Origin of the sequence: Amycolatopsis sp. cg9 (genome assembly GCF_041346945.1) — a bacterium.
Taxonomy (GTDB): Bacteria; Actinomycetota; Actinomycetes; order Mycobacteriales; family Pseudonocardiaceae; genus Amycolatopsis.
On the sequence record NZ_CP166850.1, the window covers coordinates 173,175 to 199,742 of the forward strand.

Sequence of the window (26,568 nt, forward strand, 5' to 3'; positions counted from 1 at the left end):
CCACGCCGGGTGTTTCCCGGCTCCGCCCACTGTGGGCGGTGGCGGCGACAGCCCCCTGTCGGTGTTTAGCGAACTTCTTTCAACGCCGTCAGGAACGCGTCCGTCGTCGCGCGGTCGCGGACGGCCAGCCGCAGGTGGTCCGGGCCGAGGCCGGGGAACGTGTCCCCGCGGCGGACCGCGTAGCCGGCGTCCCGCAGCCGCTCCCGCACTCCCGCGCCGCCCGGGATCCGGACCAGCACGAACGGGCCGCGCGGGTCGCCCAGCACCTCGGCACCCGCCTCGGCCAGCCGCGAAACCAGGTATTCGCGGTCGTCCTCCGCGGCTACCGCCAGCTTCTCGGCTTCTTCCAAAGCGGCCGGCCGGCAGCAGGCCACCGTCGCGACCGCGGCCAAGGTGGACACCGACCACGGCACCTGAACCGCCCGCAGCCGCTCGACGACCTCGGGTTCGGCGAGCACGTACCCCGCCCGCAGCCCGGCCAGGCCCCACGTCTTCGTCAGGCTGCGCAGCACGACGACGCCCGGGTGTCCGGCGGCCAGGCTTTCGCCCTCACCGGGCACCGCGTCGAGAAAGGCCTCGTCCACCACCAGCAGCCGCCCGGGCCGCGCCAGCGCCCGCAACGCGGCCGCGGGGTGCAGCACCGAGGTGGGGTTGGTCGGGTTGCCCACGAACACCAGGTCCGCGCCGGCCGGGACCAGTGCCGGGTCGAGGACGAAACCGTCCTTTTCGGACAGGACGACCCGCTCGACGTCGTGCCCGGCGGCCCGCAGCGCGGCCTCGGGCTCGGTGAACTGCGGGTGCACGACGACCGCCCGGCGCGGCTTCATCGCCGAAGCCAGCAGCGTGAACGCCTCCGCCGCCCCGGCGGTGACCAGGACGTCCGCCACCGCACGCCCGTGCCGCGCGGCCACCGCCGCGGCGGCTTCCCCGGAAGAAGGGTAGGCGGCCAGCGAGTCCAACGCGGACACCAGCTCGGCACGCAGCCAGGCCGGGGGCCGGGGCAGTCGGACGTTCACCGCGAGGTCCACCAGCCCCGGCCCGACCTCGCGGTCGCCGTGGTGGTGGAGGTCGTAGTCAGGCACGGGCCCGCATCCGGGCGGCGAACCGGTGGGCCAGCTCGGGGTACCCGGCCCAGTGGACGTGCAGGTAGGACGCGTGCAGCGTCGGCGACGCGAAGCCGTCCAGCTGCCGGTCCCAGCCCCAGGCCGCCGTAGGGCCGTGCGAAGGCGTCACCTCGGTGCGGTGGAACTCGTGCCCGGTGACGCGCTGCCCGGCCGCGGCCAGGAGGTTGTCCTCCACGGCCACCGCGCGCCGGTAGCCGAGCTTGCCGCGGGCGGTCATCTTCGCGTCCGCGGGCACCGCACCGACCATCGGGAGGCCGTCCAGGGACTGACACAGGTAGAGGAGCCCGGCGCATTCGGCGCTGACCGGCATCCCGTGCTCGATCGCCGAAGCGACCTGCGCGCGCAACGCCGTGTTCGCCGACAGCTCGGCCGCGTGCACCTCGGGGAAGCCGCCGCCGAAGTACAGCCCGGCGCACCCCTCGGGCAGCGCTTCGTCGCGCAGCGGGTCGACGTCCACGACGTCGACCCCGCAGGCGGCGAGCAGCTCGACGTTCTCGGTGTAGCGGAAGGTGAACGCCGCACCACCGGCGGCGGCGACCGTCACCCGCGGACCGTCCACACCGGACGGTTCCCACGGTGGCGCCGAAAGCCGCGGTGCCGCGGAGGCGATCCGGACGATCGCCTCGAGGTCGACGCCCTCGGTGACCCACGCGGCCAGCGCGGGCAGCACGTGCTGCGCTTCCGCGGCCCGTTCGGCCGCTGGGACGAGCCCGAGGTGCCGGCTCGGCGCGTGGATCTCCTCGTTGCGGTACAGCGCGCCCAGCAGCGGGACGCCGGTCGCTTCCAGTGCGGAGGCGATCTCGTCGAGGTGCCGCTGCGAGCCGAGCTTGTTGAGGATGACGCCGGCGAGCCGCACGCGGTTGTCGTAGTGGGCGAACCCGAGCACGGTCGCGGCGACGCTGCGCGAAGCGGCCGAAGCGTCGACGACCAGCACGACCGGCGCGTCGAGCAGCCGGGCGACGTGCGCGGTCGAGGCGTAGCCCTCGGTGCCGAGCGCGCCGTCGAACAGGCCCATCACGCCCTCGATCACGGCGATGTCGGCACCGGCGGAACCGTGCCGCAGCAACGGGATCAGCCGGTCCTCGCCCTGCAGGAAGGGGTCGAGGTTGCGCGCGGGCCGCCCGGTGGCGAGCGCGTGGTAGCCCGGGTCGATGAAGTCCGGCCCGACCTTGTGCCCGGACACGCGGTGCCCGGCCGCGCGCAGTGCCGCCATCAGCCCGGCGGCGATGGTGGTCTTGCCGTGCCCGGAGCCGGGCGCGGCGATCACCACGCGCGCTACCACTCGATCCCCCGCTGGCCCTTCTGGCCGGCATCCATCGGGTGCTTGACCTTGGTCATCTCGGCGACCAGGTCGGCGGCTTCGATCAGCTCCGGCGGCGCGTACCGGCCGGTGATGACGACGTGCTGGTGCCCGGGCCGCGAGACCAGGGTGGACACGACGTCGTCGACCTCGAGCCAGCCCCACTTGAGCAGGTAGGAGAACTCGTCGAGGACGTAGAAGCCGTGCGCCTCGGCGGCGAGCCGGCGCTTGATCTCCGCCCAGCCCTCACGCGCGTTCGCGGCGTGGTCGTCCTCGGTGCCGGACTTGCGCGCCCAGCTCCAGCCCTCGCCCATCTTGTGCCACTCGACCGGGCCGCCTTCGCCGGTGTCGTCGTGCAGCTTGCCCAGCGCCTTGAAGGCGGCTTCCTCGCCGACGCGCCACTTCGCCGACTTGACGAACTGGAACACGCCGATCGACCAGCCCTGGTTCCAGGCCCGCAGCGCCATCCCGAACGCGGCCGTCGACTTGCCCTTCATCTCGCCGGTGTGCACGGCGAGCAGCGGCCGGTTGCGGCGCTGGCGCGTGGTCAGCCCGTCGTTCGGGACGGTTTCCGGTTTGCCCTGCGGCATCAGGCGACCCTTCCGGTCCGGGCGCGGACGGCGCTCGCCAGCGATTCGGCGGCGACGTCGGCCAGGGGAACGTGTTCCGCACCCAGGTGGGCGGCGAGGTCGGCGGCCAGGCCGAGCCGCATCTTGCCGCTCTCGCAGTCCATCACGATCGTCGTGACGCCGGTCAGGAGCCCGGCCGCGGCCTGGGCGCGCGCGACGGCGTCCGGGCCGCTGGTGGCGCGGCCGTCGGTGACGACGACGAGCAGCGGACGGCGGCGGGGGTCGCGGATCTCTTCGACGCGCAGCACCCGAGCGGCCTCCAGAAGCCCTTCCGCCAGCGGGGTCCGGCCGCCGGTGGGCAGGCCTTCGAGGCGGGACGCGGCGGCGTCGACGCTGATCGTCGGCGGCAGCGCGAGTTCGGCTTCGGCGCCGCGGAACGTGACGAGCCCGACCTTGTCGCGACGCTGGTAGGCGTCGAGCAGCAGGGACAGCACCGCCGTCTTGACCTCGCGCATGCGGGCCTTGGCCCCCATCGAACCGGACGCGTCGACGCAGAACAGCACGAGGTTGCCTTCGCGACCTTCCCTGAGCGCGTACCGCAGGTCTTCGGGGCGCAGCTTCAGCGCGGCGCCGTCGCGGCCGCGGGCTTTCTGGTGCGGTGCCGCGGCTTTGACCGTCGCGACCAGGTGCGGCCGCCCGTCGCGGACGCTCGGGGGCTGGACGCCGATGGTGCGCCCGCTGTCGGTGATCGCACGCGACCGCCGTCCGCGTTCGCCCTCGCCCGTGCCCTTGACGCGGAAGACCTTCGCCTTGAACGTTTCCCCGGCGCCGACGGTCTTCTGCTGCCCGCCGTTCTGCTGCTGCTGGGGCTGCTGCCGCTGCGGCGCGTCGCCCGGCGGAACCTCCTGCGGGGCCTCCTCCGGCGTCGAGCCCGAGCCGGGACCGTCGTCCTCGGGACCCGGCTCGGGCGGCTGCGCGTCCTGAAGCGCCTGCTCCAGCTGCTCTTCCGAGATCCCGGGCGCGTCGAACGGGTTGCGGCGGCGGCGGTGCGGCAGCGCGAGCCGCGCGGCGACGCGGACGTCTTCGGTGGTGACCTCGTCGCGGCCGGCCCAGGCCGCGTGCGCGACCGCCGTGCGGGCGGTCACGATGTCCGCGCGCATGCCGTCGACCTCGAAGGACGCGCAGACCTCGGCGATCTGGCGGAGGGCGTCGTCGGGCAGTTTCACCGCCGGCAGAAGCCGTTGCGCCGCCTCGATTTCCGCGGCGAGCCGGGCGTCGTCTTCGGCGTACTGCGCGGCGAAACCGTCGGGGTCGGCTTCGTAGGCCAGGCGGCGCCGGACGACCTCGACGCGCTGCTCGGGGTCGCGGCTGGAGGCGACCTCGACGGTCAGCCCGAACCGGTCCAGCAGCTGCGGGCGCAGCTCGCCCTCTTCCGGGTTCATGGTGCCGATCAGCACGAACCGCGCGGCGTGCGAGACGGAGACGCCCTCGCGTTCGACGGTCGCGCGGCCCATCGCGGCGGCGTCGAGCAGGGTGTCGACGAGGTGGTCGTGCAGCAGGTTGACCTCGTCGACGTAGAGCAGCCCGCGGTGCGCGGCGGCCAGCAGGCCCGGCTGGAAGTCCGTGACGCCTTCGGCGAGCGCGCGTTCGAGGTGCAGCGACCCGATGACGCGGTCTTCGGCCGCGCCGACCGGCAGCTCGACCAGCTTGGCGGGCCGCCGGTGACCGCTCGCGCCGTCGTGCGGGCCGTCCGGGCAGAGCGGGTCGGGCGCGGCGGGATCGCAGGAGAAGCGGCAGCCGTCGACGACGTCGACGCCCGGCAGCAGGCCCGCGAGCGCGCGGACCATGGTCGACTTCGCGGTGCCCTTTTCGCCACGCACCAGCACCCCGCCGACGGCGGGCGAGATCGAGGACAGGACCAGGGCGAGGCGCAGGTCCGGCAACCCGACTACGGCGGTGAACGGGTAGGGCTTCAACAGCACTCCTCCAGGTCGGCGACCGGCCGATCATCGCACAGCGGCCGCCTCGCTTAGGGTGGGAAATCGTGCGCGAAAAATCACGGTTGACGGTGGTGGGGATCGGAGCTGACGGGTGGTCCGGCCTGTCGGAGCAAGCCCAAGCACTCGTCCTCGGCGCCGACGTCGTGCTGGGCGCGCCGAGGCAGCTCGCGTACCTGCCGCCGGAGGTCGGCGGGGTGCCCTGGCCGTCGCCGCTGCTGCCCGCGCTCGACGCGTTCATCGCGGAGCACGAAGGGCAGCGGATCTGCGTCCTGGCCAGCGGGGATCCGTTTTTGTCGGGGGTCGGCACTACCCTGGTGGCACATGGATACGAGGTCGACGCGTTCCCCGCGCTCTCGTCGGTGACACTGGCCCGGGCCCGACTGGGCTGGTCCGCCGAAGAGACCGAGGTGGTGACGATCGTCGGCCGCTCGTCGGCCCGGGTCGCCCGGGTGCTGGCCCCGCGGCGGCGGGTGCTCGTCCTGGGTGCCGACGCACCGGCTCTGCGCTCCCTCCTCACCGTGCGGGGGTATGGCGAGAGCGAGCTGTTCGCGCTGGAGAACCTGGGCGGCCCCGAGGAGCGCATCACCGACGGCTGGGCCGGCGAACCCGGCCCGCTGACGGTGTTCGCGCTGACGTGCGTGGGTCCGGCGCTGCCCCTGATCGGCATCCCGGACGACGTGTACGCCCACGACGGCCAGCTGACGAAGCGCGACCTGCGGGTTTCGGCCCTGTCGAGGCTCGCGCCGAGCCCCGGCGAGCTGCTGTGGGACGTCGGTGCGGGCGCGGGCAGCGTCGGCATCGAGTGGTCGCGGCTGCACGGGCTGAACCGGGCGGTCGCGATCGAGCGGGACGCGGAACGCGCGGAGCGGATCGGCCGCAACGCGGTGGACCTGGGAGTACCGGAGCTGGAGGTGGTGACGGGAGAGGCACCGGAGGTGCTGGGCGCGCTGCCCGCCCCGGACGCGGTGTTCATCGGCGGCGGGGTGACGGTGCCGGGAGTGCTGGCGACCTGCGTGGCCACGGGCGCACGCGTGGTGGCGCACGGGGTGACGATGGAGGCGGAGCAGGTGCTGGCGAGGGCGTACGAGGAGCACGGCGGTGAACTGGTGCGGATCGGGGTCGAGCGAGCGGCCCCGCTGGGCGGCTTCACCGGCTGGACACCGGCCCGGGTCGTGACGCAGTGGAGCAGCCGATGACCGCGCCCCGCCCCAGCGGGCCGAAGGGGACTTTCCTCCCACCGGACGCGACGAAAGCGCCCTTCAGCTCATGTCATGCGCTGAAAGCGCCCTTCAGCACGAGCCAGGAGAGCAGCCGATGACCGTGCACTTCATCGGGGCCGGGCCGGGGGCCGCCGATCTCATCACCGTGCGGGGGCGGGATCTGCTCGCCCGCTGCACCGTCTGCCTCTACCCCGGCAGCATGACCCCGCCCGACCTCCTGCGGTACTGCCCGCCCGAGGCCGAGCTCGTCGACACGGCGAACCTCGCGCTGGAAGCGATCGTCGCGAAGCTCGTCGAAGCCCATCGCGGCGGGCACGAGGTCGCGCGGCTGACGTCCGGCGATCCTTCGCTCTACAGCGCCGTCGCCGAGCAGATGCGCCGGCTCGACGCGGAAAACGTGCCGTACGCGGTCGTCCCCGGCGTACCCGCCTTCGCCGCATCGGCCGCCGTCCTCCAGCGCGAGCTCACCGTGCCCGAAATCGGGCAGAGCCTGGTCATCACGCGGGTCCAGGCGCGCTCCACGAAGATGCCGCCGGGCGAAACGCTCGCCGCCTTCGCCGCCACCGGGGCGACGCTCGCGCTGCACCTCGCGATCAACCACGTCGAGCGGGTGGCCGGGGAACTCGTCCCGCACTACGGCGCCGGCTGTCCGGTCGCCGTCGTCGCGCTCGCGACCCAGTCCGGGGAAACCGTCGTGCGCGGGGTGCTCGGCGACCTCCCCGCCCTCGTCCGGGAAGCCGGGATGACCCGCGCGGCCACGATCTTCGTCGGGCGGGTGCTCGGCGCCACGAACTTCCCCGACAGCTTCCTCTACTCGAGTGCCCGGGACCGGGCGGACCAACCGGAGTCGTTGTGACGGAACTGCGCTGGGGCCTGCTGGCCGCCGGGACGATCGCCGGGCACTTCGCCGCGGGTGTCGACGAAAGCAAGCACGGCACGCTCGCCGCCGTCGGCGCGCGCGATGCCGGGCGGGCGCGGGAGTTCGCCGCGCGGTTCGACATCCCGAAGGCGTACGGCAGCTACGAAGACCTCCTCGCCGACCCGGACGTCGACGCCGTCTACGTTTCGACCCCGCACGCCCTCCACAAGGAGTGGGCGATCGCCGCCGCCGAAGCGGGCAAGCACGTGCTGTGCGAGAAGCCGCTGACCCTCACCGCGGCCGACGCCGAAGAAGTCATCGCCGCCGCCCGGGCGCACGACGTCTTCCTCATGGAAGGGTTCATGTACCGGCTGCACCCGCAGACCCGGCGGCTGGTCGAGCTCATCTCGGCCGGCGCCATCGGCGAGGTCCGCGCGGTCGACACCACGTTCTCCTTCGACAGCAACCCCGAGGAGACCGCCCGGCTCGGCGATCCGGCGCTCGGCGGGGGCGGGATCCTCGACGTCGGCTGCTACTGCACGTCGCTGGCCCGGCTGGTCGCCCAGGCGGCGACCGGCGAAGCCGTGGTGGAACCGGCCGAGGTCAGCGGGATGGCCCGGCTGAACGCGGACGGCGTCGACGAGTACGCGACCGGCCTGCTGCGGCTGCCCGGCGACATCCTCGCGACGATCTCGTGCGGCATCCGGCTGACCCGCGAGGACGGCATCCGCGTGTACGGCTCGCGCGGGCACCTCCACGTCCCGCGCCCCGCGTGGATCCACCCGCTGCGGACGCCGGGCACGTCGCAGATCATCCTGACCCCGGCCGGCGGCGAGCCCGAGGTCATCGAGGTCGAAGCGACCCAAGGCGTTTTCGCACGCGAAGCCGACCACGTCGCCGCGCACGTCGGCGACCGGCAGGCACCCGAGCTCACCTGGGCGGAAACCCTCGCCAACCTGCGGACCCTCGACCGGTGGCGCGAGGCCGTCGGGTACGGACGCCCCCGGTGATCCTCATCCTCGGCGGCACCGGCGAAGCACGGCAACTCGCCGAAGACCTGACAGCGTGCGAAGTCCGCGTTGTCTCTTCGCTCGCTGGACGCGTCGCGCGGCCACGCCTGCCCGCCGGCGAAGTGCGCGTAGGTGGCTTCGGCGGCCCGGAAGGGCTCGCGGCCTGGCTACGCGAGAACGCCGTGCAAGCCGTCGTCGACGCCACGCACCCCTTCGCCGAACGCATCGGCGCCAACGCGGCGAAAGCGGCGGAACTCACCGGCACTCCCCTCCTGCGGCTCGCGCGGCCCGGCTGGCAGCCGGGCCCCGAGGACGTCTGGCACTGGGCGGACGACCTCGCCGACGCCGCGCGCCAGCTCCCCGACCTGGGGAAACGCGTGTTCCTCACCAGCGGCCGCCAGGGGTTGCCCGCCTTCGCGCACCTCGACGACCTGTGGTTCCTGATCCGCTGCGTCGACCCGCCCGAGCCGCCGCTGCCGCGCCACCACGAGCTGATCCTCGCCCGCGGGCCGTACGAGGTGGCCGCCGAGCGCGAGCTGCTCGGCCGCGTGGACGTCCTGGTCACCAAGGACTCCGGCGGCGGGCAGACCAGCGCGAAGCTGACCGCGGCCCGGGAGCTGGGGAAGCCCGTCCTGGTCGTCCGGCGCCCGCCGCGGCCGGCCACCGAGACCGCCGCGACCGTCCCCGAAGCCGTCGAATGGGTACTGCACCGATGATCGAAGAGTTCTACGAAGTCCTGCGCAAGCGGCGGGACGTCCGCGGCGAGTTCACCGGCGCGCCCATCCCCGAAGCGACCCTGACGAGGGTGCTCGAAGCCGCGCACGCGGCGCCCAGCGTCGGGCTCACCCAGCCCTGGGACTTCGTGCTGGTCGACGACCACCCGACGCGCGAGAGGTTCGCGAAGCACGTCCATGAAGAACGCGAGGTGTTCGCCGCGCAGCTCAGCGAGGACCGCGCCGGCACCTTCGCGAACATCAAGATCGAGGGCATCCTCGGATCGAGCCTCGGCATCGTCGTCACGTACGACCCGGCCCGCGGCGCGCCCGACGTCCTCGGCAGGCACGCGATCGCCGACGCCGGCCTCTACTCGGTGTGCCTGGCGATCCAGAACCTCTGGCTCGCCGCCACCGCGGAAGGCCTCGGCGTCGGCTGGGTGAGCTTCTACCGGGAGCCGTTCCTGAGCGAGCTGCTCGGCATCCCGGACGGCGTCCGGCCGGTCGCGTGGCTCTGCGTCGGCCCGGTGAGCCGGCTCGAGACCGTGCCGGACCTGGAGCGCCACGGCTGGCGCAACCGCCGTCCCCTGACGGAGGCGGTCCACCACGGCCGGTTCACACCGCGTGATCCGGGGGCTGCGTCAGCCGCCGGCCGCTGACCCGTTAGCGTTGCGCCGATGCGTCTGATTGCCGTAGCGCTGGGGTTGCTCTCGGCCTTGTGCGCGCTGGCTTTCCCCTTCCTGCCGGTGGTGCAGGACACGGCGGAGGTCGTCTGGCCGACCGGCAGCGACACCCGCTCCGTCAACGCGCCCTTGACCGGGTACTGGGCCCAGGACCTGCGCGCCGAACTGCCGTGCGCGGCGATCCGCTCGGTCGACGCCCGCACGAACGGCCCGGGCCTGCTGTTCGCCACCGTGCCGGACGGCCGCACCGACCCGAAGTCGGGCAACGGCGTCGGCATGCAGCTGCGCGTCGACAACGGCGTGCTGCTCGCCTCCAGCCAGGGCCAGCAGATCGCCCAGCAGCCGCTGCCGGCCGAGAAGTGCGACGTCGAGCTGGACGTCGACGCGACGCAGATGACCCTCGCCGTCGCCGGGACGCCGATCTTCCACGCGGGCGGCGACGTCCGGCCCCGCGTGGTCGGCATCTACTCCTCGATCAACTCGAGCAAGGACCCGATCGCCGGGCTGCACGTCTCGGTCGTGCCGGACACGCGCTACCAGACGTCGCCGACCACGCTGAAGATCGTCGTCGGCGTGGTCGCCATCCTGTCGCTGATCGGCTGCATGATCGCGGTCTGGCGGCGCGACTCCGGCTTCGCGCGCCGCGCCCCGCGCTGGGCGCCGGTCGGCTGGTGGCGGCTGACGCTGCGGGACGCCACGGTGATCGCCGCGCTCGGCGCCTGGGTCTTCATCGGGCCGGTGACCTCGGACGACGGCTACATCCTCACGATGGCCCGGGTCACCGAATCGACCGGCTACCTGACGAACTACCACCGCTGGTTCGGCGTCGCCGAGGCGCCGTTCGGCTGGTTCTACCACGTCTTCGAGCTGATGACGCACGTCAGCACGGTGCCGCCGTGGATCCGGCTGCCGTCGTTCCTGCTCGGCGTGCTCAGCTGGCTGCTGATCAGCCGCGAGGTGATGCCGCGCCTCGGCACCCAGATCCGCACCAGCCGCCCGGCCAGCTGGGCCGCCGCGACGGTGTTCCTGATCTGGTGGATGCCCTACAACAACGGCGTCCGGCCGGAACCGGTGGCCGCGCTCGGCTCGCTGCTGGCCATCTGCGCGGTCGAGCGCACGCTGGTGACGCGGCGGCTGCTGCCGCTGTGCCTCGGCCTGACCGCGGCCGGGTTCACCCTGGCCGCGACGCCGACCGGGCTGATCGCGGTGGCGCCGTTCCTGGTCGCCGCGCGGCCGCTGTTCAAGCTGGTGCGCCAGCGCGCGAACGACAGCGGCTGGCTGCCGGTGCTGGCGCCGGTCGCCGCGGCCGGGCTGCTCGTGCTGGTCGTGGTGTTCGCCGACCAGACGTTCGCGACCGTGCAGGAGGCCACCCGGATCCGCACCCAGGTCGGCCCGAACCTGTCGTGGTTCCAGGAGCTCGCGCGCTACCAGCTGCTGTTCGAAAGCCTGCCGGACGGCTCGGCGCCGCGCCGGTTCCCGGTGCTGCTGGTCGTGCTGTGCACGGCCACCTGCCTGGTGATGCTGCTGCGCCGCGGCCGCATCCAGGGCGCGTCGCTCGGCCCGGCGCGCCGCCTGATCGGCACGACGGCGCTGTTCTTCCTGCTGCTGGCCCTGACGCCGACGAAGTGGACGCACCACTTCGGCGCGTTCGCCGCGGTCGGCGCGTCGATGGCGGCGCTGACCGCGCTCGCGACCAGTTCGACGGTGCTGCGGTCCAAACGCAACCGCGCGGCCTTCCTGGCCGGGCTGCTGGTCGTCGCCGCGCTGGCCGCGACCGGCCCGAACACGTACTGGTTCGTCTCGCGCCTCGGCGTCCAGTGGACGAACGTGGCGCCGTCGATCGGCGGCATCGGCCTGTCCACGATCCTGCTGGTGGCGGCGGCGATCGCCGGGGTGTACGCGTTCGTCGAGAACGTCCGCGCGCACCGGCCGGGCTTGCCGGCCCAGCCCCAGGAAGGCCGGCTGCGCGCGCTGCGGCTCGGGTCGCTGTCGCTGGTGGTGGTCTGCGGCCTGGTGGCGGCGGGCGAGTTCGTCACGATGGCGTGGGCGATCCACAACCAGGCCGGCAGCTACAGCCTGGGCGCGGCGAACGTCGGGCACCTGTTCGGCAAGAGCTGCAACCTCTCCGACCACGTGATGGTCGAGCGCGACGCGGCGACGAGCATCCTGCACACGCAGTCCGAGCAGCGGACCGTCGCGGAGAAGCCGCAGGAGAACTCGCCCCTGCCGAACCCGGAGCAGGACAACGGCCGCGTCCAGACCGGCTTCCACACCCGCCCGGTCGACGACAAGGACCCGCTGGCCGAGCCGCCGCACGGGTTCACCCCGGACAAGGTCCCGATGTGGTCGAGCTTCCTCGACCCGGAGACGCGCGCCGGACGGCTGCGCAGCGACTGGTACGCGCTGACGGAGAAGCCGGCGGACGGCCAGATCGTGGTGGCGACCGCGGGCGCGCCCCGCCGTCCGACGTCGGTCAGCCTCGACTACGGCCACAACACCCCGGACGGCGTGAAGATCGTCCGCAGCCAGTTCATGCTGCCCCCGGGCGCGGGCACCGGCGGCTGGAACGACACCCGCATCAACCTGCGCGACCTCCCCCCGGAGACGGACGCGGTCCGCATCAACATCGTCGACAACGACCTCACGGAGGACGGCTGGATCGCGGCGTCCGCCCCCCGCGTCCCGACGTTCACGACACTGACGGACCGCATCGGCTCGAAGCCGGTCTACGTGGACTGGCCGGCGTCGTTCGTGTACCCGTGCGTCCAGCCGGTGACGTCCCACGACGGCATCTCCCAGGTCCCGGCCTACCGCATCACGGCGGGCGGCTTGGCCGACGAGGCGCAGTGGGCATCCTCGACGAACGGCGGCCCGATCGGGTGGCTGGAGGAGCTGGCCGAGGAGCCGGAGGTCCCGAGCTACCTGATCGGGCAGCCGAGCCAGTCATGGGGCCAGCTGCTGCAGATCGAGCCGTTCACGGAGGGCATCGCCCCGACGGTGGTGCACGGCGAGAAGACGGTGCCGGGCTGGTGGTCACCGGGCCCGGGACCGCGGCAACCGAACGGCAAGGACCCGACACGCTGACGGCGGAAAGGGCCTCCATCCCGTGACAGGATGACGCCATGGTGGTCAAGCTCCGAAGCATGGAACTGCAGTCCGGTGAAGAGGTGGAATTCGCCGACGGCCTCACGGTCATCGTGGGGCCGAACAACGTCGGCAAGAGCGTCCTGCTCCGCGAACTAGGCGGTCAGCTTGGACTTCAGGGATCACAGGAAGCGCACCCACCGAACAAGATCCTCCGGCGCGTCGCTATCGACTCCTCCCCAAGGCGTGAGGACTTCCTGGCCTGGATCCGACGTACCTACCCTGTTCAGAAGGGCGATTCGGTCGGGGCCGAAGATCAGATCAGGACGAACTCAGGCGTGGTTCTGACGCTTGGCCAGATCGAGAACCTATGGAGTCTTCTGCAGCAATTCCCTGGGAGGCTGGGAGCACTGTCCGCGATTCTCGTCCTCCAGCTGGATGCTCAGGGTCGCCTTGGCCAACCACTCGGCGGGCAAGCCTTCAACCCGTTCAAGGAGCCAGCCGTCGGGATGGCCCAATTACTGTTCCAGGATCGGGACTTCGAGCGACAGATGAGCGACCTGCTGCGCCGCGCGTTCGGTGAGCCGCTGGCTGTGAACCGGTACGCAGCATCCGAGATCACGCTGCACGTGGGCGAGGTGACGGCACCCGAGTCGGCGCCACCCGTAAGCCACGAGTACTTGCGGCAGCTCGACGAGCTGCCGCACCTGACCGAACAGGGCGACGGGTTCAGAGCATTCGCCGGGATACTCTTCGCCCTGAAGACCTCCCGCTACCCCATCGTGCTCATTGACGAGCCCGAGGCATTCCTGCACCCGCCGCAGGCATACCTGCTGGGTCAGTTCCTCGCCGAGGAGCACGCCGCCGGGTCTCAGGTAATCGTCGCAACCCACAGCGCCGACATCATCAAGGGCATCACCTCGGTACGAGCGGACTACGACGTCGCGATCACCAGGCTGACCCGTGCGGGCAAAGTCAACCACGTTGCTGGCATCGCGCCGGAAAAGGTACGCAAGCTGTACGACGACCCACTCGTGAAGTACTACCCGATCGTCGATGGCCTGTTCGCCCGGGGCGTGATCGTCTGCGAAGCAGAATCCGACTGCACCTACTATCGCGCGGTCTTGGAGGAGACATCGGCCGGAGCGACGAACATCCACTTCACCCACTGCAACGGCAAAGCCCGCGTCGGCCGAGCCGTCGATGCGTTGCGCTCGGCCAAGGTGCCGGTCGCCGCGCTCCTCGACATCGACTTCCTCCGCGATGACAAGGATTTCTCCGAGGTCGTCCGTGCTCAGGGCGGCGCCCCTGAGAACTTCGCGACCGCTCGCGCGGTCATCGAGAACGCGGTGCAGTCATGGGGCCGGAAGCCCGACCGCACCGCCGCGAAAGCGCTCGTCGATGCTCAATTCGCCAGAAGCAAGGCGACCACCTTGAGCAACCGGGAGATCGCCAAGATCAAGGAGGCCGTCAGCCCGGTGAGCGGCTGGCGTGAGCTCAAGAAGTACGGCGTGCACCACCTCTCAGGTGATGCCGTGACTGCCTTCGCGGACCTCGACAGAGGCTTGCGGGAGCTGGGAATCTTCGTTGTGCCGTGCGGCGAGCTGGAACGCTTCCACCCCGACGTCTCAGGCGACAACAAATCCGAGTGGCTTCGAACGGTGCTCGAGACGGGGAGGTACCGGAACTCGGCAGCCGCGCGAGACTTTGCACTCGCGGCTGCCGAGTTCATCTCCGGTCATCAGTAACTCCGCGGGGTCCAGACGATGCCGTTCTCCGCTCGAGTCCGCGACGAGCCCACGATCAGCAGGCAGCGCATGTCCACTGTGGACGGATCCAGCTCACCCAGGGTCGTGATCCGGATGTCCTCCTCCGGCCCACCCACATCCCGCGCCACGACCACCGGCGTCTCGGAAGAACGGTGGCGGAGCAAGACAGAGCGGGCGTCAGCCAGCTGGGTCGTCCGAGTGCGCGAAGCCGGGTTGTACAGCGCCAGCACCAGATCCGCCGCTCCCGCCGCGTCCAGGCGCTTCTCGATGATCTCCCACGGCTTCAAGCGATCCGACAGCGACAGCACGCAGTAGTCGTGCCCCAGCGGCGCGCCCACCCGGGACGCCGCCGCCTGGGCCGCCGTCACACCCGGGACGATGCGGACCTTCACCCCGGTGCCGTGCCCAGCGGCCACCTGCTCCAGGACCGCCGACGCCATCGCGAAGACTCCCGGGTCGCCCGAAGACACCACCGCCACCCGGGCACCGGCGGCAGCAAGGGAAAGCGCCTCCCGAGCCCGGTCCGCCTCCACCCGGTTGCCCGACGCGTGCCGCTGCTGGCCCGCTTTCTGCGGCACCCGCGCGACATACGGGCCGTAGCCGACGATGTGCTCGACCTCGGCCAGCTCGGAAGCGGCCTCCGGGGTCAGCCACTCCGGACCCGCGGGGCCCAGGCCGACCACCACGACTTCGCCGCCGGACGCGGCCGGAGCCGGCGCGGGAGCGGGCGACTGGCGCGAGGCGTAGGCGGGAGAAGGCAGTAGCGCCAGCGAAAAGTACGGCACCGTCGACGGGTCCACCGAAGCCAGCGGCTCGATCCGTTGCTGCCCCCACGTCGCGCGCTCGACGAATACCGCGTCGTCGAGTTTGCCCGCCTCCGCGAACGCCTCCCGGACCGAGCCGAACGTCCGGCCGAGCTTCAGGACGGCGGCCGCGTCGGTGTCGGCGAGGCGGCGGGCCAGTTCCGGGGCCGGGAGGGTGCCCGGGAGGACCGTCAGGACCTCGTCGCGCTGGACCAGGGGGCGGCCGAGCACCGACGACGCCGCGCTCACCGACGTCACCCCGGGTACGACGATCGCCTCGAACCGGCCGGCGAGCCGTTCGTGCATGTACATGTACGAGCCGTAGAAGAACGGGTCGCCTTCGCAGAGCAGGACGACGTCACGTCCGGCGTCGAGGTGCTCCGCGAGCCGTTTCGCGCTCAGCTCGTAGAAGTCCGCGATCGCGCCCTCGTAGCCACCCGGGTGGTCGGTCGTCTCCGTCGTGACCGGGTAGACGAGCTTCTCCTCGATCTGCCCCTCGCGCAGGTACGGCTCGGCGACCGAGCGCGCGATGCTGCGGCCGTGGCGCGCGCTGTGGTACGCGATCACCGACGCCTCGGAGATCAGCCGGGCGGCCTTGACCGTCATCAGTTCCGGGTCGCCGGGGCCGAGGCCGACGCCGTACAGCTTGCCCAGGCTCATTCTTCGGCGCTCGCCAGTGCGTTGATCGCCGCGACGGCCATCGCGCTGCCGCCGCGCCGGCCGTGCACCACCAGGTACGGGGCCGGGGCGCGCTTCGCGAGCTCCACTTTGGACTCGACGGCGCCGACGAAGCCCACCGGCACGCCGATGATCGCCGCGGGCGCGCCGACGCCTTCGTCGAGGATCTCCAGCAGGCGGAACAGCGCGGTCGGCGCGTTGCCGATGGCCACGACCGAGCCGGGCAGCTTGTCGCGCCACAGTTCCAGGGCCGCCGCCGAGCGGGTGGTGCCCATCCGCTCCGCCAGCCCGGGCACCGAGGGGTCCGACAGCGTGCAGAGCACCTCGTTGGCCGCGGGCAGGCGGCGGCGCGTGACGCCGCTGGCGATCATCTGCGCGTCGCACAGGATCGGCGCGCCCGCTTCCAGCGCGGCCCGCCCCGACTCGACGACGTCGAGGGTGTAGCGCAGGTCGTCGACCAGATCGACCATGCCGCAGGCGTGGATCATCCGGACCGCCAGGCCGGCCACGTCGTCGGGCAGGATCGCCAGGTCCGCCTCCTCGCGGATCGTGGCGAACGAGTGCCGGTAGATCTCGGCACCGTCCCGCAGGTAGTCGATCACAGGATTCCCTTCACCTCGTCGAGCGGCACCCAACGGCCGTCGACCCGATATCCGTCCGCTTCGGCGATCACGTCCACATGGGACTGCGCCGGCTTGCCACAGCGTCGTTCGCAGCCCGAAAAGTGCGCGCGCAGCCCGGGCCGGAACACCGCGTCGGCGCGCACGTCGGCGCGCGACTTCGCGCAGCCGGGACGGCCGATGCAGGCGGTCGTGCCCAGCGCGGCCGCCCCGAAACCGAGTCGCTCGAAGACATCCGCGGGCACGTCCGGCAGCACCACGGACTTCCACGGCGTGACCAGCGCCCTCCCGAACTCCGCCAGGGCCCGTGCCTGCGCGGCCGAAAGCTGCCCGAAGCGCGGCACGACACCCGCCGCGAGACCGCCGTCGTCCCGCGGGACCACCCCGGCCACGGCTTCGGTGCCCGCGACGGGAACCGGAGTCCCCCGCCAAGCCGGGTCGTCGAGTTCGGCGACGCGCCAGGCGGTCCCGCGCACGCGGCCGAACTCCAGCGCGACCTCGAGCAACGCGGCGACAGCGTCGGCGCGGGCCACCCGCCTGCCGGTGTCGCCGCCCGCGAGCAGCAGTGTGCCCTCGTCCGGGCCGGTCGCGCGCCAGCAGACGTCGGCGCCTTCGCCGGCGACGTCGCCGCGGCCGTCGTCGAAGGCGAACAGGAACCGCCCGGGCAGCGTGGCCAGCTCCGGTGCCGCGCACAGCGCGTGGTCGAGCGAAGCGGCCAGGCCCCGGACGTCGGCGAGCCCGCCGCGCAACCCGCTCAACGGCGAAGCGAGGACGTTCCGGACCCGCTCGTGCGACGGCGAAGGCAGCAGGCCGGCGTCGGTCAGCCGCTCCGCGAGCCCGGGCCGGGTGACGCCGCGCAATTGGACGTTGCCGCGCGAGGTGAGGTGGAGGTCGCCGTCGCCGCACGCCTCGGCGGCGTCGGCCAGCGCACGCAGCCGCGCCGCGGAAATCGTGCCGCCGGGCAGCCGCACCCGCGCGAGTGGCCCGTCGGCGGCGTCGTGCGGTGCGAAAACACCAGGGCACGCGTCGGCTCGCACGCGTGCTGGGGTCGGCATGGGGTCACTGTAGCTGGCCGTTTTCCGGCCCCGGCGGGTCCGAACGCGGCCGGATCTTCGCGATCCCGGCGTCCAAGTCCACGTCACGCCACGGAGGCGCCCCTTCGGCGTCCTGCTCGACGAGCATCGACATGGTTTCCCGGTGTTCCAGCTCACGCCGCTTGGTGCCGTAGAGGAACGCGGTCGTCTCCTCGATGTACGTCGCGGACAGCCGCGCCTTGAACCGCGAGCCGTTCTTCCGCGGCCGCAGTTCGATCGCGGCCATGACCAGCAGGACCACGACACCGCCCGGGAGCGCGAGCCCCAGCCAAGTTCCCATGTCCGGCGAACCGGATGACCGCCGGTCAAGTTCCCGGCTCCGGGAGAAATTTTTCACCGGGCGGTGCGGCGCAGGTCAGGGCGCGACGTGTCTTGACGGCGTTCCTGGTCCGGTGAGACCGGCTCCACCAAGGTCGCGAATGACTCATTGGGGACCTCGGAGGTCCCCAATGAGTCATTCGCGACATCACAGCGGCCGCCGGCAGACCGCACGTCATGAACGACTCGTTCATGAGCTTGCCGCACCCAAGTACGAAGCAGAAGTCTGATCGAATGTAGTAGGTGTGCTACATTCGATCGCATCATTCAGATGGGGGTGACGGCGATGAGAGATCCAGGCGACCCGGTGGTCCACGTGCGCGGGCTGCGCATGCGCTACGGCGCGAACGACGTGCTCCACGGTGTCGAGTTCGAGGCCTGCCGCGGGGAAGTCGTCTGCCTGCTCGGGCCCAACGGCGCGGGCAAGACGACGACGATCGAGATCCTCGAAGGCTTCCGGATGCGGTCGGCGGGCGAGGTGAGCGTGCTGGGCAGCGACCCGGCGCACGGCGGTGAGGACTGGCGGGCGCGGCTGGGGGTCGTGCTCCAGTCCTGGCGCGACCACGGGAAGTGGCGCGTCCGCGAACTGCTCGCGCACCTCGGCCGGTACTACGCGCCGTACTCGACGCCCGAAAAGCCGCGGCCGTGGGACGTCGACGAGCTGATCGGCGCGGTCGGGCTGACCGAGCACGCGCACAAGAAGCTCAAGCAGCTCTCCGGCGGCCAGCGGCGGCGGCTCGACGTCGCGATCGGCATCGTCGGGCGGCCCGAGCTGCTGTTCCTCGACGAGCCGACCGCCGGCTTCGACCCCGAGGCGCGCCGCGAATTCCACGACCTGGTGCACCGGCTGTCCGACGAGCTCGACACCACGATCCTGCTCACCACGCACGACCTCGACGAGGCCGAGAAGCTGGCCGACCGGATCCTCATCCTCAACGGCGGCCGGATCATCGCCGACGGGTCGGCCGACGAGCTGAGCCGGCAGATCGCCGGTGAGGCCGAGGTCCGCTGGAGCGTCGGTGACCAGCGCTTCGTGCACTCGACGACCGAAGCGACGAAGTACGTCTACGACCTGTTCAAGCAGCACGGCGAGGCGGTCGCGGACCTCGAGGTCCGGCGGGCGTCGCTGGAAGACACCTACATGACGCTGGTCCACCGCGCCGAAACCGCCGGCGAGACCGAGCTCGGCCTCCAGGAAGCGGGTGCGCGATGAACGCCAAGACCACCGCACTGCGCACCGGCCTGGCGCGCGGCTGGATCGAGTTCAAGCAGACCTGGACCAACCGGGACGACGTCGTCGGCCAGCTGGTCTTCGTCGCGCTCTTCCTCGGCGCGCTGTTCTTCATGCGCAACGCGCACCTGCCCGGCACCGGCTTCTCGCTCGGCGCGGCCACCGTGCCCGGCGTGCTCGGCGCCGGGATCGTGTTCAACGGCTTGAACAGCACGGCGGGCTACCTCGCCATCGACCGCGAGGACGGCACGCTGCTGCGCGCGAAAGCGACGCCGCACGGCATGCTCGGCTACCTGGTCGGGAAGACCACGGCGGTGGCGCTGGCGCAGGTCACCTCGATCCTGCTGGTGCTGGTCCCGTGCCTGTTCCTGTTCGACTCGCTGGCGCCGGACGGCGTCTGGTCGTACGCGCACCTGGTGTGGGTGCTGGCGCTCGGGCTGGTCGCGACCCTGCCGCTCGGGGCCGCGCTGGGGTCGCTCACGAACAGCCCGCGCTCGATCGCGCTGATCACGCTGCCGATCATGGGCCTCGGCGCGATCTCGGGGATTTTCTACCCGGTCACCGCGCTGCCGGACTGGGTGCAGGGCGTCGCGCAGGTGTTCCCGATGTACTGGCTGGGCCTCGGCATGCGCTCGGCGCTGCTGCCGGACACCGCGGTCGTCGTCGAGATCGGCCAGTCGTGGCGGCCGTTGCCGACCCTCGCCGTGCTCGTCGCGTGGTCCGTGATCGGATTGGCACTGGCCCCGGTCCTGCTCCGCCGCATGGCGCGGCGCGAAGCGGGTTCCTCGGTGGCCGAACGGCGGGAGAAGGCCATGCAGCGTGTGGGGTAGTCATGAGTGAGGTCGTCTACAACCGGATCGCGATGCTGCGCGCCGAGCGGTCGATCTCGCGGCGCCAGCTCGCGGAGGCCCTCGGCGTGCACTACCAGACGATCGGCTACCTGGAACGCGGCGAGTACAGCCCGAGCCTCTACCTGGCGTTGCGGATCGCGGAGTTCTTCGAGGTCTCGGTGGAGGTCCTGTTCTCGACCAAACCGTTCCCGCGCCTGGGGGAACGGTCCGCCTGAGGCGTCAGCGGCGGAACAGGTGGGCCGCCATCGCGAGGACGGCGCCCGCCGCCACGCACAGCGGGCCCGCCGCTCCGAGGGCGACGCAGCCGGCGCTGCCCGCGGCGAGCACGACGGCTCTCGCCACCACGGCCCACGACACCGCCTCGGTGCCGAAGCAGCCGCACGGCACGCCCGGCCGTCGCACGCGCAGCACGCCCGCGTACCCGGCGAAGGCGCCGTAGAGCACGGCCTGCGCGAGCACGGCCGGTGCGGCGGCCGCCGGGGCCGCGAGCAGCGCCGCCACCACGCCCGCACCCACCAGCACCTCCGCCCCGGTCGCCAGGAGGGCGACCGGGGCGGTGACCGCCGGGGGCAGCAGGCGCTGCGCCCGCAGCACCGCGCGGTGTTCGCGGTGACGCACCGCGTGCCCGAGTCCGGCCGCGAGCAGAAAAATAGCGCCCGCCGCGGACAAAACGGTCAGCACCAACGGCCAGAAAATGCTCACAGGGCTCCACGGTATTCGCTGACGGAATTGCCGTCCCCATTCGGCGGCAGCCGCACCGCCCGATGGCCGAACAATCGTGACCCGGGCCGAATTCGTCGGTTAGTCTCGCGAGGCGGAATACCCGCCGAAGCGGAGGTCCGATGGCGAACCAGACACTGCGGTTGACGGCGCCGAGCGGTGGGCGGGTGACCGTGGGGCTGTCCGCGCGGGCCCCGGTGTCCCACGTGGTCGCCGGCATCCGCTTCGTGGGCGGCTCGTACGGCACCGGGTTCCAGATCGGGTCGCGCGGCTACCACGACTTCGCCTGCACCCGCGTGACGCCGGCCCGCACCCGCGACCGCCTGCTCGTGCACGGCCGCGAGGTCGTCGTAGCCGAAGCGACCGACGGGCAGTCGTCGGTGGCCACCCTGCTCGGCGACTACCACGAGCTGATGACGGTGTACGCCGGCCCGGCGCCGCACCGCGACCGCGTGCTCGGCCTGTTCGGCTCGCTGCGCATCGAAGACCGGGTCGAAGGCATGGTCGTCACGCCCCGGCCGGCGACGCTGCTCGACCCGGCGGGCGAGCACCTCGTGGTCGTGGTCCGCGACCACGGCTCGCTGTCCATCCCCGCCCCGCGCGAGGCCGCCGCGCTGCTCCCGGCGCACGCCGGCGCGCGCACGAAGCACGGCGAGGTGTGGAAGACGAACACGAGGTCGTTCGTGCTGGGCTGCCCGGCGGGCGTCGCCGAGGTCCACCTCGCGGACACGACGGCGACGACCGACCGCCAGCGGCTCGACTGGCTCGACGAAATCGACGTCGGCTGGCAGCGCCGATGACGACGTCGACCGCGGTCCTGCTGATCACGTGGGCGGCGATCGCCGTACTCTTCTTCGGCCTCGCGGCGGTGCTGCGCGAGGTGCGGCTGCTGCGCGGGATCGTCACCCGGACGTCCGACGGCTTCGTGGCCGCGCCGCCGGACGTGGACCTCGGGCCGCGGTTCGCCGGGCGGGTCGTGGCGGCCGTCGACTCCGGCTGCCCGCTCTGCCTGACCGTGGTCGACCGGCTGGCCGAGCTCGGCGCCGGGACGACGCTGCTGACCCACGAACCGCCCTCGGCGTGGCAGGGCCTGGCCCGTGGCCTGCCGGTGGTCTCGGACGCCGAAGCGTGGCGCTCGGTCTCGCACCTCTCGCCGCCGGTGCTCATGCTCGCCGACGACACCGGCCGCGTCCGGCGGCTGCAGCTCCCGGTCCGCGCCGCCGACGTGGACACCACCCTGGCCGGCTGGACCGGCCCGAAGGCAGGAGGTGAGGTCGGTGGCACTCGAGCCGGCGCGGATTCCGGAGCTTGACCGGGCGGACCCGGACGCCGGGCGCACGCGGGCGGGCGCGAAGCTGCCCGGGGCCGGGACCCGCCGGACGTTCCTGCGGGCGGTGGCGCTCGGCGTGCTGACGATCGGCGCGACCGCGCTCGACTGGTCCGGCCTGGCGCGCCTCCGGCGGGCGAACGCGGAGTCCGGCCCGAACGGCATGCAGGGCTGGGACCGCAACGACTGCCGGGACGCCTACGCCACCGGCTACCCCGAGCTGCCCGACACCAGCGGCAGCTACGTCAACACCTACGCCGCCTGCTTCGGCGGCTACTGGCGCGGCAGCACCTACTGCGAAGCCGGGTGGCACAAGTACGGCACGTGGAACGAGAACGGCGTGCAGGTCGACCACCAGCCGCTGTCCAACACCTGCGGCCAGACGATCGCCAAGAACGCGTGGCGGTGGACCACGCCGGACAAGAAGGTCTACCGCTGCTCGGACGGGTTCTCCACGTTCTGGGGCGAGGGCAGCACCGGGCAGACGTACCTGACGATCTGCCGGGCCGAGCTCTGACGGCGGCACTCCCCCGGCGCCGGTGGCACCCGCTGACCATCGCCGCCGGGCTGGTGGCCGCCGCGCTGGGCGTGGCCGGCGCGGTCGTGCTCGCGCCGCCGGGCTGGCTGCTGCCGAGCGCGTGGCTCGTCCTGTGCGCGGCCGCGGGCTTCGCCACCAGCGGCTCCGTTTGAAGCCGGAACTCGGCCTCCGTGCTGAGCTCGCCGGTCTGGCGGGGCACACCGACACTGGCGTTCTGCGCGGGCCTCGTCTGCGGGGGCGCCCTCACCGCACTGGTGCTCGTGGTGGCGGGCTCGCTGCTGCGCGCGCCCTTGCCCGTGGCCGTCCGCTGGGGCGTGGTGGCGGCGGCGCTCGTGGCCGTGCTGCTGCGCGAGACCGGCGTGTGGTCGTTCCGGCTGCCGGAGAACCGGCGGCTGGTGCCCGACACCGTCTTCCGGCTGGGCCGGCACCTCGGCCCGCTGCAGTTCGGGTTCGAGATGGGCACCGGCGTCCGCACCTACCTGCCCAGCGGGCTGCCGTACGTCGCCGCGGTCGCCGTGGCGCTCAGCGCCCCGCTCCCCGCCGCGCTGGCCGCGGGCGCCGGGTTCGGGCTCGGCCGCGCGCTGATGACCACGGCGAACACGCGCTACGACACCGAAGGCGGCTGGGACGGCGAATGGCTGGCCCACCGCCGGGTCCTCCGGCTGCTGACCACCGCCGCCTTCGCCGTCCCGCTCGCCGTCGTCACCCTGCTGTCGTCGTCCGGTACGCCCTGAGCACGGTCTGCGTGACGCCGTTCCCCTCGGTGTCGCGGGCCGTGATGCGCAGCGAGACGAAGCGGTCCCCCGCCGGGTTGCGCACCACCGCCAGGCCGCCGTCGCCGATCCGGAGCGCGTGGGCGTCCGCCCAGGTCACGCCGTCGTCCGCGGAGGTCTCGACCCGCAGGTCCGCGAGACGGAACGCGCCCGCGCCCGGCTGCCGCTGCGCGGTCAGGGAGAGCAGGAACGGGCGGCCCGCCGGGGCCCGGCTGTCGTCGTCGAGCGCGCCCTGCGCCCGGACCACCATGAGCGGCGGCGGGGCGGCCGGGCCGGTGTCGCGGAACGTCCACGCCACGTCGACGCGGGTGCCGAGCACCGACCACGGCACGCTGCGCGTGGCGACGGACCGCAGGGTGAGCGGGCCCCCGCCGCCGGCGGGGACGGTGAACGCCCCGAACTCCGGGTCGGCCGTGGTGCCCAGCTCGACCCCGTCCCGCGACAGCGTCGCCGTGCCGGACAGGCCCACCGGCGGCGCGCTGTACTGCTCCGGGTCGCTGCCCGAGACCACCGGGATCGCGTAGGTGAGCTGGTCCCCGGTGCGCAGCACGCCCCAGCCGTCGCGCGGCGCGCCGAACGCGGGTCCGATCGGGCCGCTGTTCCAGTCGGCGTGCTGGGCGCCGGGCCGGTAGGTCCGGTACGAGAACTGGTTCTCCGAGTCGGTCAGGTCCGGCGGGTACACCGCGAGGATGTGCTGCCAGCTCACCGCCGGTCCGGGGGTGTAGTACTCCGTCCGCCGGCTCGGCAGCGTGTGCGGCAGGATCTGGTACGCGCCGCTGTCGGCGCCCGGGAAGCCGAACGACGCGTAGTCGACGCGCAGACCGTTCGTCACGCCGCCTTGGGTCCGGTAGCGGGCGTCGACCACGGCGAGGTCCTTGTCCCGCACCCGGAACACCGGGTCGGCGGGCACGCGGCCGCGTTCGAGCAGCGCCAGCTGGTAGACGTACCCGCCGGGATCGGCGCCCGGTTCGCGAGCGGCCAGCGTGGCCCTGAGGTACATCGCGTAGGTGTGGTCGGTGACCGGGCGGCCGGAGCCGGCGGCGAACAGCTCGTTGCCCGGCTGGACGAGCCAGGCGAGCGTGCTGGTGCGGTCGCCGGCCGGGTTCCCCGAGACCAGGCCGAGCTCGCCCGACTGCAGGTGCGCGTCCGGGTGGTCGACGACCGCCCGCACCGGCTTGCCCGCCCGGGCGTCCAGGGTGAACGCGGTGTCGCCGGTGATCGCGACCCCCGGCTTGGACAGCAGGGTCACCGCCTGCCCGGCCACGTCGAAGGCGTTGAGGTCGTAGCTGCCCTTGGGCACCCGGACCACGGCCACGCCGTCGGGCCCGATCGGCCGGACGCCGAACGCTTCCCCGGTCGTCGTGCTGACGAGCTTGGCGATGCCCGCGCCGGGCCCGCCGTTCCGGCCGATCAGCCGGACGCTGACGGTGTAGCTCTCGCGCTCGAGGGTGGCCCCGAACGCGGTCTGCACGGCGATCCCGGGCGCCGTCGCGCTCAGCCTGCCGCTGTGCGGGCCGGTCGCCGCCGCCGTGGGCCGGAGGGTGACGCCGACGTCGGCGGTGCCGTGCCCGGGGACCACCACGGTGGCCGCGGACGGCGTGACGAGCCCGTCGGAGCTGGTGAGCGCGAGGGTGACGGCGGTGTCCCCGTCGTTGCGGTAGGTCACGGTCTTCGTCACCGGCGTGGTGTGCGGCCAGGCGAAGAAGCCGTAGCTCAGGCTCCCGGTGGTGGCCGTGACCCGCTGGGTGACCGCGCGGGCCGCGTCCACCCGGCCCGCGCCCTGCCCGGGGACGTCGCCGGTGGGCTGCGCGGTGCTGGTCAACGTGGGCTTGAGCCGCCCGGCGGTCCAGTCCGGGTGCTCCTGCCGCAGCAGCGCGGCCACGCCCGCGACGTGCGGTGCCGCCATGGACGTGCCGGACAGCCGGGCGTAGTCGGCGTCGACCGGCGCCGCGTCCCCGTCGCGGGTGCCCGCGGCCCGCGCCGAGACGATGCCTTCGCCGGGCGCGGACAGGTCGGGCTTGACCGCGTAGTCGCCGAGGCGGGGACCGCGGTTGGAGAACGGGCTGGTGACGTCGGCCGCCGACACGCTGCCGACGGCGAGCGCCGCGTCCGCCGCCGCGGGCGCGACGACCGGCAGGGGCTCGGGCAGGTCGAGCGTCCGGTCGTTGCCCGCCGGGGCGACGAAGAGGGTGCCGTACAGCGCGGTGAGCGCGTTCACCGCCTGCGACAGCGGGTCCGTGCCGTCGGTCGCGTCGCCGCCGAGGCTGAGGTTGACCACGGGTACCTGCGGCGCGATCCACTCCATCCCGGCGATCACCGCCGACTCCGGGCAGCCGTAGGCGACGCAGACCTTGCCGCTGATCAGCCGCGCGTCCGGCGCCACGCCCCGGTATCGGCCCCCGGAAGCGGCGCCGGTGCCGGCGATGATGCCCGCGACGTGCGTGCCGTGGCCGAGGTCGTCGCTCGCGTCCGGCCGGGTCCCGGTGAAGTCCCGGGCGGCCACGACCTTGCCGGCCAGGTCCGGGTGGTCGGCCTTGACGCCGGTGTCGAGCAGCCCGACGGTGACGCCGCTGCCGGTGTAGCCGGCCTGCCAGGCGGCCGGGGCGCCGATCTGCGGCACGCTGACGTCGAGGGCCGGGGTGGCCAGGCCGTCCAGCCACACCTTGGCGATGCCGGGCCGCAGCGTGCCCGGGGACGCGGTGAGCCAGGTCCAGAACTCCGCGCCGCGCCGCCGGTCCTGGCGGACGGCCGCCCCGCGCACGCTGGGCAGGTCCCGGACGGTCGTGGCGGCCGCCGCGGCCGGCCGGGCCCCGGCGGCGTAGGTCATGATCAGCGGCAGGCCGGGCTCGGGGTCGGCCAGGTGCTGGCGCAGCAGTTCGGAGACGTCGAACAGGCGCGGGTCGAGCCGCCCGGCGGCCAGCAGCGGCAGCGCGTCCGCGGGCACCACGGTGACGTCGCCCGCACGACCGCCGGTGCTCGTCTCGCGCAGGAAGCCGATCTCGCCGCGGCCCGGTCCGGGCTCGACCACGACCGCGGCCGCCGCCCCGCGGGCCCCGGGCAGCACCCGCACCCGGTCGCCGGTGATGAGCGTGACCGACCGGCCGTCCGCGTTCGGTGCCGGAGCCGGCGCGGCCACGGCGGCCGCGGGAACGGGGAACGCCATTCCGGCCGCCAGCGCGATCGCCACCGCTTTTTGTTTCCGACGCACGCGGAGCCTCCCCGAACAGAGATCGGAATTGCCTCCGGGCGCGCTGCGAGCACCCATGACCCCATTCCGGCGATAC

Annotated in this window: 24 protein-coding genes; 14 read left to right on the forward strand and 10 right to left on the reverse strand. The window is 73.0% G+C overall.

Translation table 11 applies throughout. The features are described from left to right. Positions 1-65 precede the first annotated feature (65 nt). Genes cobC through AB5J73_RS00805 form a run of 4 tightly spaced genes read right to left on the reverse strand, consistent with a single transcriptional unit; the run spans position 66 to position 4,969 of the window. A complete protein-coding gene (gene cobC / locus AB5J73_RS00790; RefSeq protein ID WP_370967050.1) occupies positions 66-1,082 on the reverse strand; it encodes an Rv2231c family pyridoxal phosphate-dependent protein CobC in 1,017 nt (338 codons plus the stop codon). Then, positions 1,075-2,406 carry a cobyrinate a,c-diamide synthase gene (locus tag AB5J73_RS00795; protein ID WP_370967052.1) on the reverse strand — a complete coding sequence of 444 codons (1,332 nt, stop codon included), beginning with the start codon at positions 2,404-2,406 and terminating at the stop codon, positions 1,075-1,077. Before AB5J73_RS00795 ends, cobC begins: the two co-directional genes overlap by 8 nt. Then, positions 2,400-3,014 carry a cob(I)yrinic acid a,c-diamide adenosyltransferase gene (cobO, locus tag AB5J73_RS00800; protein ID WP_370967054.1) on the reverse strand — a complete coding sequence of 205 codons (615 nt, stop codon included), beginning with the start codon at positions 3,012-3,014 and terminating at the stop codon, positions 2,400-2,402. Before cobO ends, AB5J73_RS00795 begins: the two co-directional genes overlap by 7 nt. Next, the gene (locus AB5J73_RS00805) at positions 3,014-4,969 is read right to left on the reverse strand and encodes a putative cobaltochelatase (protein ID WP_370967056.1); all 1,956 of its coding nucleotides are present in this window, start codon (positions 4,967-4,969) and stop codon (positions 3,014-3,016) included. The genes cobO and AB5J73_RS00805 overlap by 1 nt, the downstream gene beginning before the upstream one ends. A 92-nt stretch (positions 4,970-5,061) precedes the next feature. Here AB5J73_RS00805 and cbiE point away from each other — a divergent pair, with 92 nt between their 5' ends. From cbiE to AB5J73_RS00840, 7 genes are all read left to right on the forward strand, one after another. After that, the gene (gene cbiE / locus AB5J73_RS00810) at positions 5,062-6,189 is read left to right on the forward strand and encodes a precorrin-6y C5,15-methyltransferase (decarboxylating) subunit CbiE (RefSeq protein WP_370972844.1); all 1,128 of its coding nucleotides are present in this window, start codon (positions 5,062-5,064) and stop codon (positions 6,187-6,189) included. Between the two features lie 118 nt (positions 6,190-6,307). Beyond that, positions 6,308-7,069, forward strand: coding sequence for a precorrin-4 C(11)-methyltransferase (gene cobM, locus AB5J73_RS00815; protein WP_370967058.1), 762 nt, complete (start codon positions 6,308-6,310; stop codon positions 7,067-7,069). Continuing rightward, positions 7,066-8,082 (forward strand): Gfo/Idh/MocA family protein, encoded by a 1,017-nt coding sequence (locus AB5J73_RS00820; RefSeq protein WP_370967060.1) that lies wholly within the window; start codon positions 7,066-7,068, stop codon positions 8,080-8,082. Before cobM ends, AB5J73_RS00820 begins: the two co-directional genes overlap by 4 nt. Beyond that, positions 8,079-8,798 carry a cobalt-precorrin-6A reductase gene (locus AB5J73_RS00825; protein ID WP_370967062.1) on the forward strand — a complete coding sequence of 240 codons (720 nt, stop codon included), beginning with the start codon at positions 8,079-8,081 and terminating at the stop codon, positions 8,796-8,798. Before AB5J73_RS00820 ends, AB5J73_RS00825 begins: the two co-directional genes overlap by 4 nt. Continuing rightward, positions 8,795-9,454 carry a 5,6-dimethylbenzimidazole synthase gene (bluB, locus tag AB5J73_RS00830; protein WP_370967064.1) on the forward strand — a complete coding sequence of 220 codons (660 nt, stop codon included), beginning with the start codon at positions 8,795-8,797 and terminating at the stop codon, positions 9,452-9,454. The genes AB5J73_RS00825 and bluB overlap by 4 nt, the downstream gene beginning before the upstream one ends. Positions 9,455-9,472: 18 nt before the next feature. Beyond that, on the forward strand, positions 9,473-12,562 hold the full coding sequence (locus AB5J73_RS00835) for an arabinosyltransferase domain-containing protein (RefSeq protein ID WP_370967066.1): 3,090 nt from the start codon (positions 9,473-9,475) through the stop codon (positions 12,560-12,562). Positions 12,563-12,600: 38 nt separating this feature from the next. Further along, positions 12,601-14,310, forward strand: coding sequence for an ATP-dependent endonuclease (locus AB5J73_RS00840; protein WP_370967068.1), 1,710 nt, complete (start codon positions 12,601-12,603; stop codon positions 14,308-14,310). Here the strand turns inward: AB5J73_RS00840 and AB5J73_RS00845 are convergent. From AB5J73_RS00845 to AB5J73_RS00860, 4 genes are read right to left on the reverse strand one after another with little or no spacing between them, the layout of a single operon-like run. Further along, complete coding sequence (locus AB5J73_RS00845) at positions 14,304-15,794, reverse strand: precorrin-2 C(20)-methyltransferase (protein ID WP_370967070.1); 1,491 nt, start codon at positions 15,792-15,794, stop codon at positions 14,304-14,306. The two genes, AB5J73_RS00840 and AB5J73_RS00845, sit on opposite strands and share 7 nt — an antisense overlap. Then, positions 15,791-16,414 (reverse strand): precorrin-8X methylmutase, encoded by a 624-nt coding sequence (locus AB5J73_RS00850; protein ID WP_290058391.1) that lies wholly within the window; start codon positions 16,412-16,414, stop codon positions 15,791-15,793. Before AB5J73_RS00850 ends, AB5J73_RS00845 begins: the two co-directional genes overlap by 4 nt. Next, positions 16,411-17,487, reverse strand: coding sequence for a precorrin-3B synthase (locus tag AB5J73_RS00855; RefSeq protein ID WP_370967072.1), 1,077 nt, complete (start codon positions 17,485-17,487; stop codon positions 16,411-16,413). Before AB5J73_RS00855 ends, AB5J73_RS00850 begins: the two co-directional genes overlap by 4 nt. Before the next feature lie 4 nt (positions 17,488-17,491). Beyond that, positions 17,492-17,806, reverse strand: a complete 315-nt coding sequence (locus AB5J73_RS00860) for a DUF6191 domain-containing protein (protein ID WP_370967074.1) — start codon at positions 17,804-17,806, stop codon at positions 17,492-17,494. A 324-nt stretch (positions 17,807-18,130) separates the two neighbouring features. Here AB5J73_RS00860 and AB5J73_RS00865 point away from each other — a divergent pair, with 324 nt between their 5' ends. The 3 genes from AB5J73_RS00865 to AB5J73_RS00875 are packed head-to-tail and all read left to right on the forward strand — an operon-like array spanning position 18,131 to position 20,141. Beyond that, positions 18,131-19,057, forward strand: a complete 927-nt coding sequence (locus tag AB5J73_RS00865; protein ID WP_370967076.1) for an ABC transporter ATP-binding protein — start codon at positions 18,131-18,133, stop codon at positions 19,055-19,057. Further along, on the forward strand, positions 19,054-19,905 hold the full coding sequence (locus AB5J73_RS00870; RefSeq protein WP_370967078.1) for an ABC transporter permease: 852 nt from the start codon (positions 19,054-19,056) through the stop codon (positions 19,903-19,905). The genes AB5J73_RS00865 and AB5J73_RS00870 overlap by 4 nt, the downstream gene beginning before the upstream one ends. 2 nt (positions 19,906-19,907) lie before the next feature. Next, positions 19,908-20,141 (forward strand): helix-turn-helix transcriptional regulator, encoded by a 234-nt coding sequence (locus tag AB5J73_RS00875; RefSeq protein ID WP_043784651.1) that lies wholly within the window; start codon positions 19,908-19,910, stop codon positions 20,139-20,141. A gap of 4 nt (positions 20,142-20,145) precedes the next feature. On the opposite strand, the gene AB5J73_RS00880 is transcribed toward AB5J73_RS00875, so the two are convergent. Next, positions 20,146-20,628, reverse strand: a complete 483-nt coding sequence (locus tag AB5J73_RS00880; RefSeq protein ID WP_370967080.1) for a MauE/DoxX family redox-associated membrane protein — start codon at positions 20,626-20,628, stop codon at positions 20,146-20,148. Positions 20,629-20,768: 140 nt separating this feature from the next. Here AB5J73_RS00880 and AB5J73_RS00885 point away from each other — a divergent pair, with 140 nt between their 5' ends. The 4 genes from AB5J73_RS00885 to AB5J73_RS00900 all read left to right on the forward strand — a co-directional run bounded on the left by AB5J73_RS00885 (position 20,769) and on the right by AB5J73_RS00900 (position 23,245). Continuing rightward, positions 20,769-21,446 carry a hypothetical protein gene (locus AB5J73_RS00885; protein ID WP_370967082.1) on the forward strand — a complete coding sequence of 226 codons (678 nt, stop codon included), beginning with the start codon at positions 20,769-20,771 and terminating at the stop codon, positions 21,444-21,446. Beyond that, positions 21,443-21,958 (forward strand): hypothetical protein, encoded by a 516-nt coding sequence (locus AB5J73_RS00890; protein ID WP_370967084.1) that lies wholly within the window; start codon positions 21,443-21,445, stop codon positions 21,956-21,958. The genes AB5J73_RS00885 and AB5J73_RS00890 overlap by 4 nt, the downstream gene beginning before the upstream one ends. Then, a complete protein-coding gene (locus AB5J73_RS00895; RefSeq protein WP_370967086.1) occupies positions 21,924-22,490 on the forward strand; it encodes a hypothetical protein in 567 nt (188 codons plus the stop codon). Before AB5J73_RS00890 ends, AB5J73_RS00895 begins: the two co-directional genes overlap by 35 nt. Before the next feature lie 191 nt (positions 22,491-22,681). Then, positions 22,682-23,245, forward strand: a complete 564-nt coding sequence (locus tag AB5J73_RS00900; protein WP_370967088.1) for a hypothetical protein — start codon at positions 22,682-22,684, stop codon at positions 23,243-23,245. Here the strand turns inward: AB5J73_RS00900 and AB5J73_RS00905 are convergent. Next, positions 23,214-26,492 (reverse strand): S8 family serine peptidase, encoded by a 3,279-nt coding sequence (locus tag AB5J73_RS00905; RefSeq protein ID WP_370967090.1) that lies wholly within the window; start codon positions 26,490-26,492, stop codon positions 23,214-23,216. The genes AB5J73_RS00900 and AB5J73_RS00905 overlap by 32 nt on opposite strands. Positions 26,493-26,568: the final 76 nt, after the last annotated feature.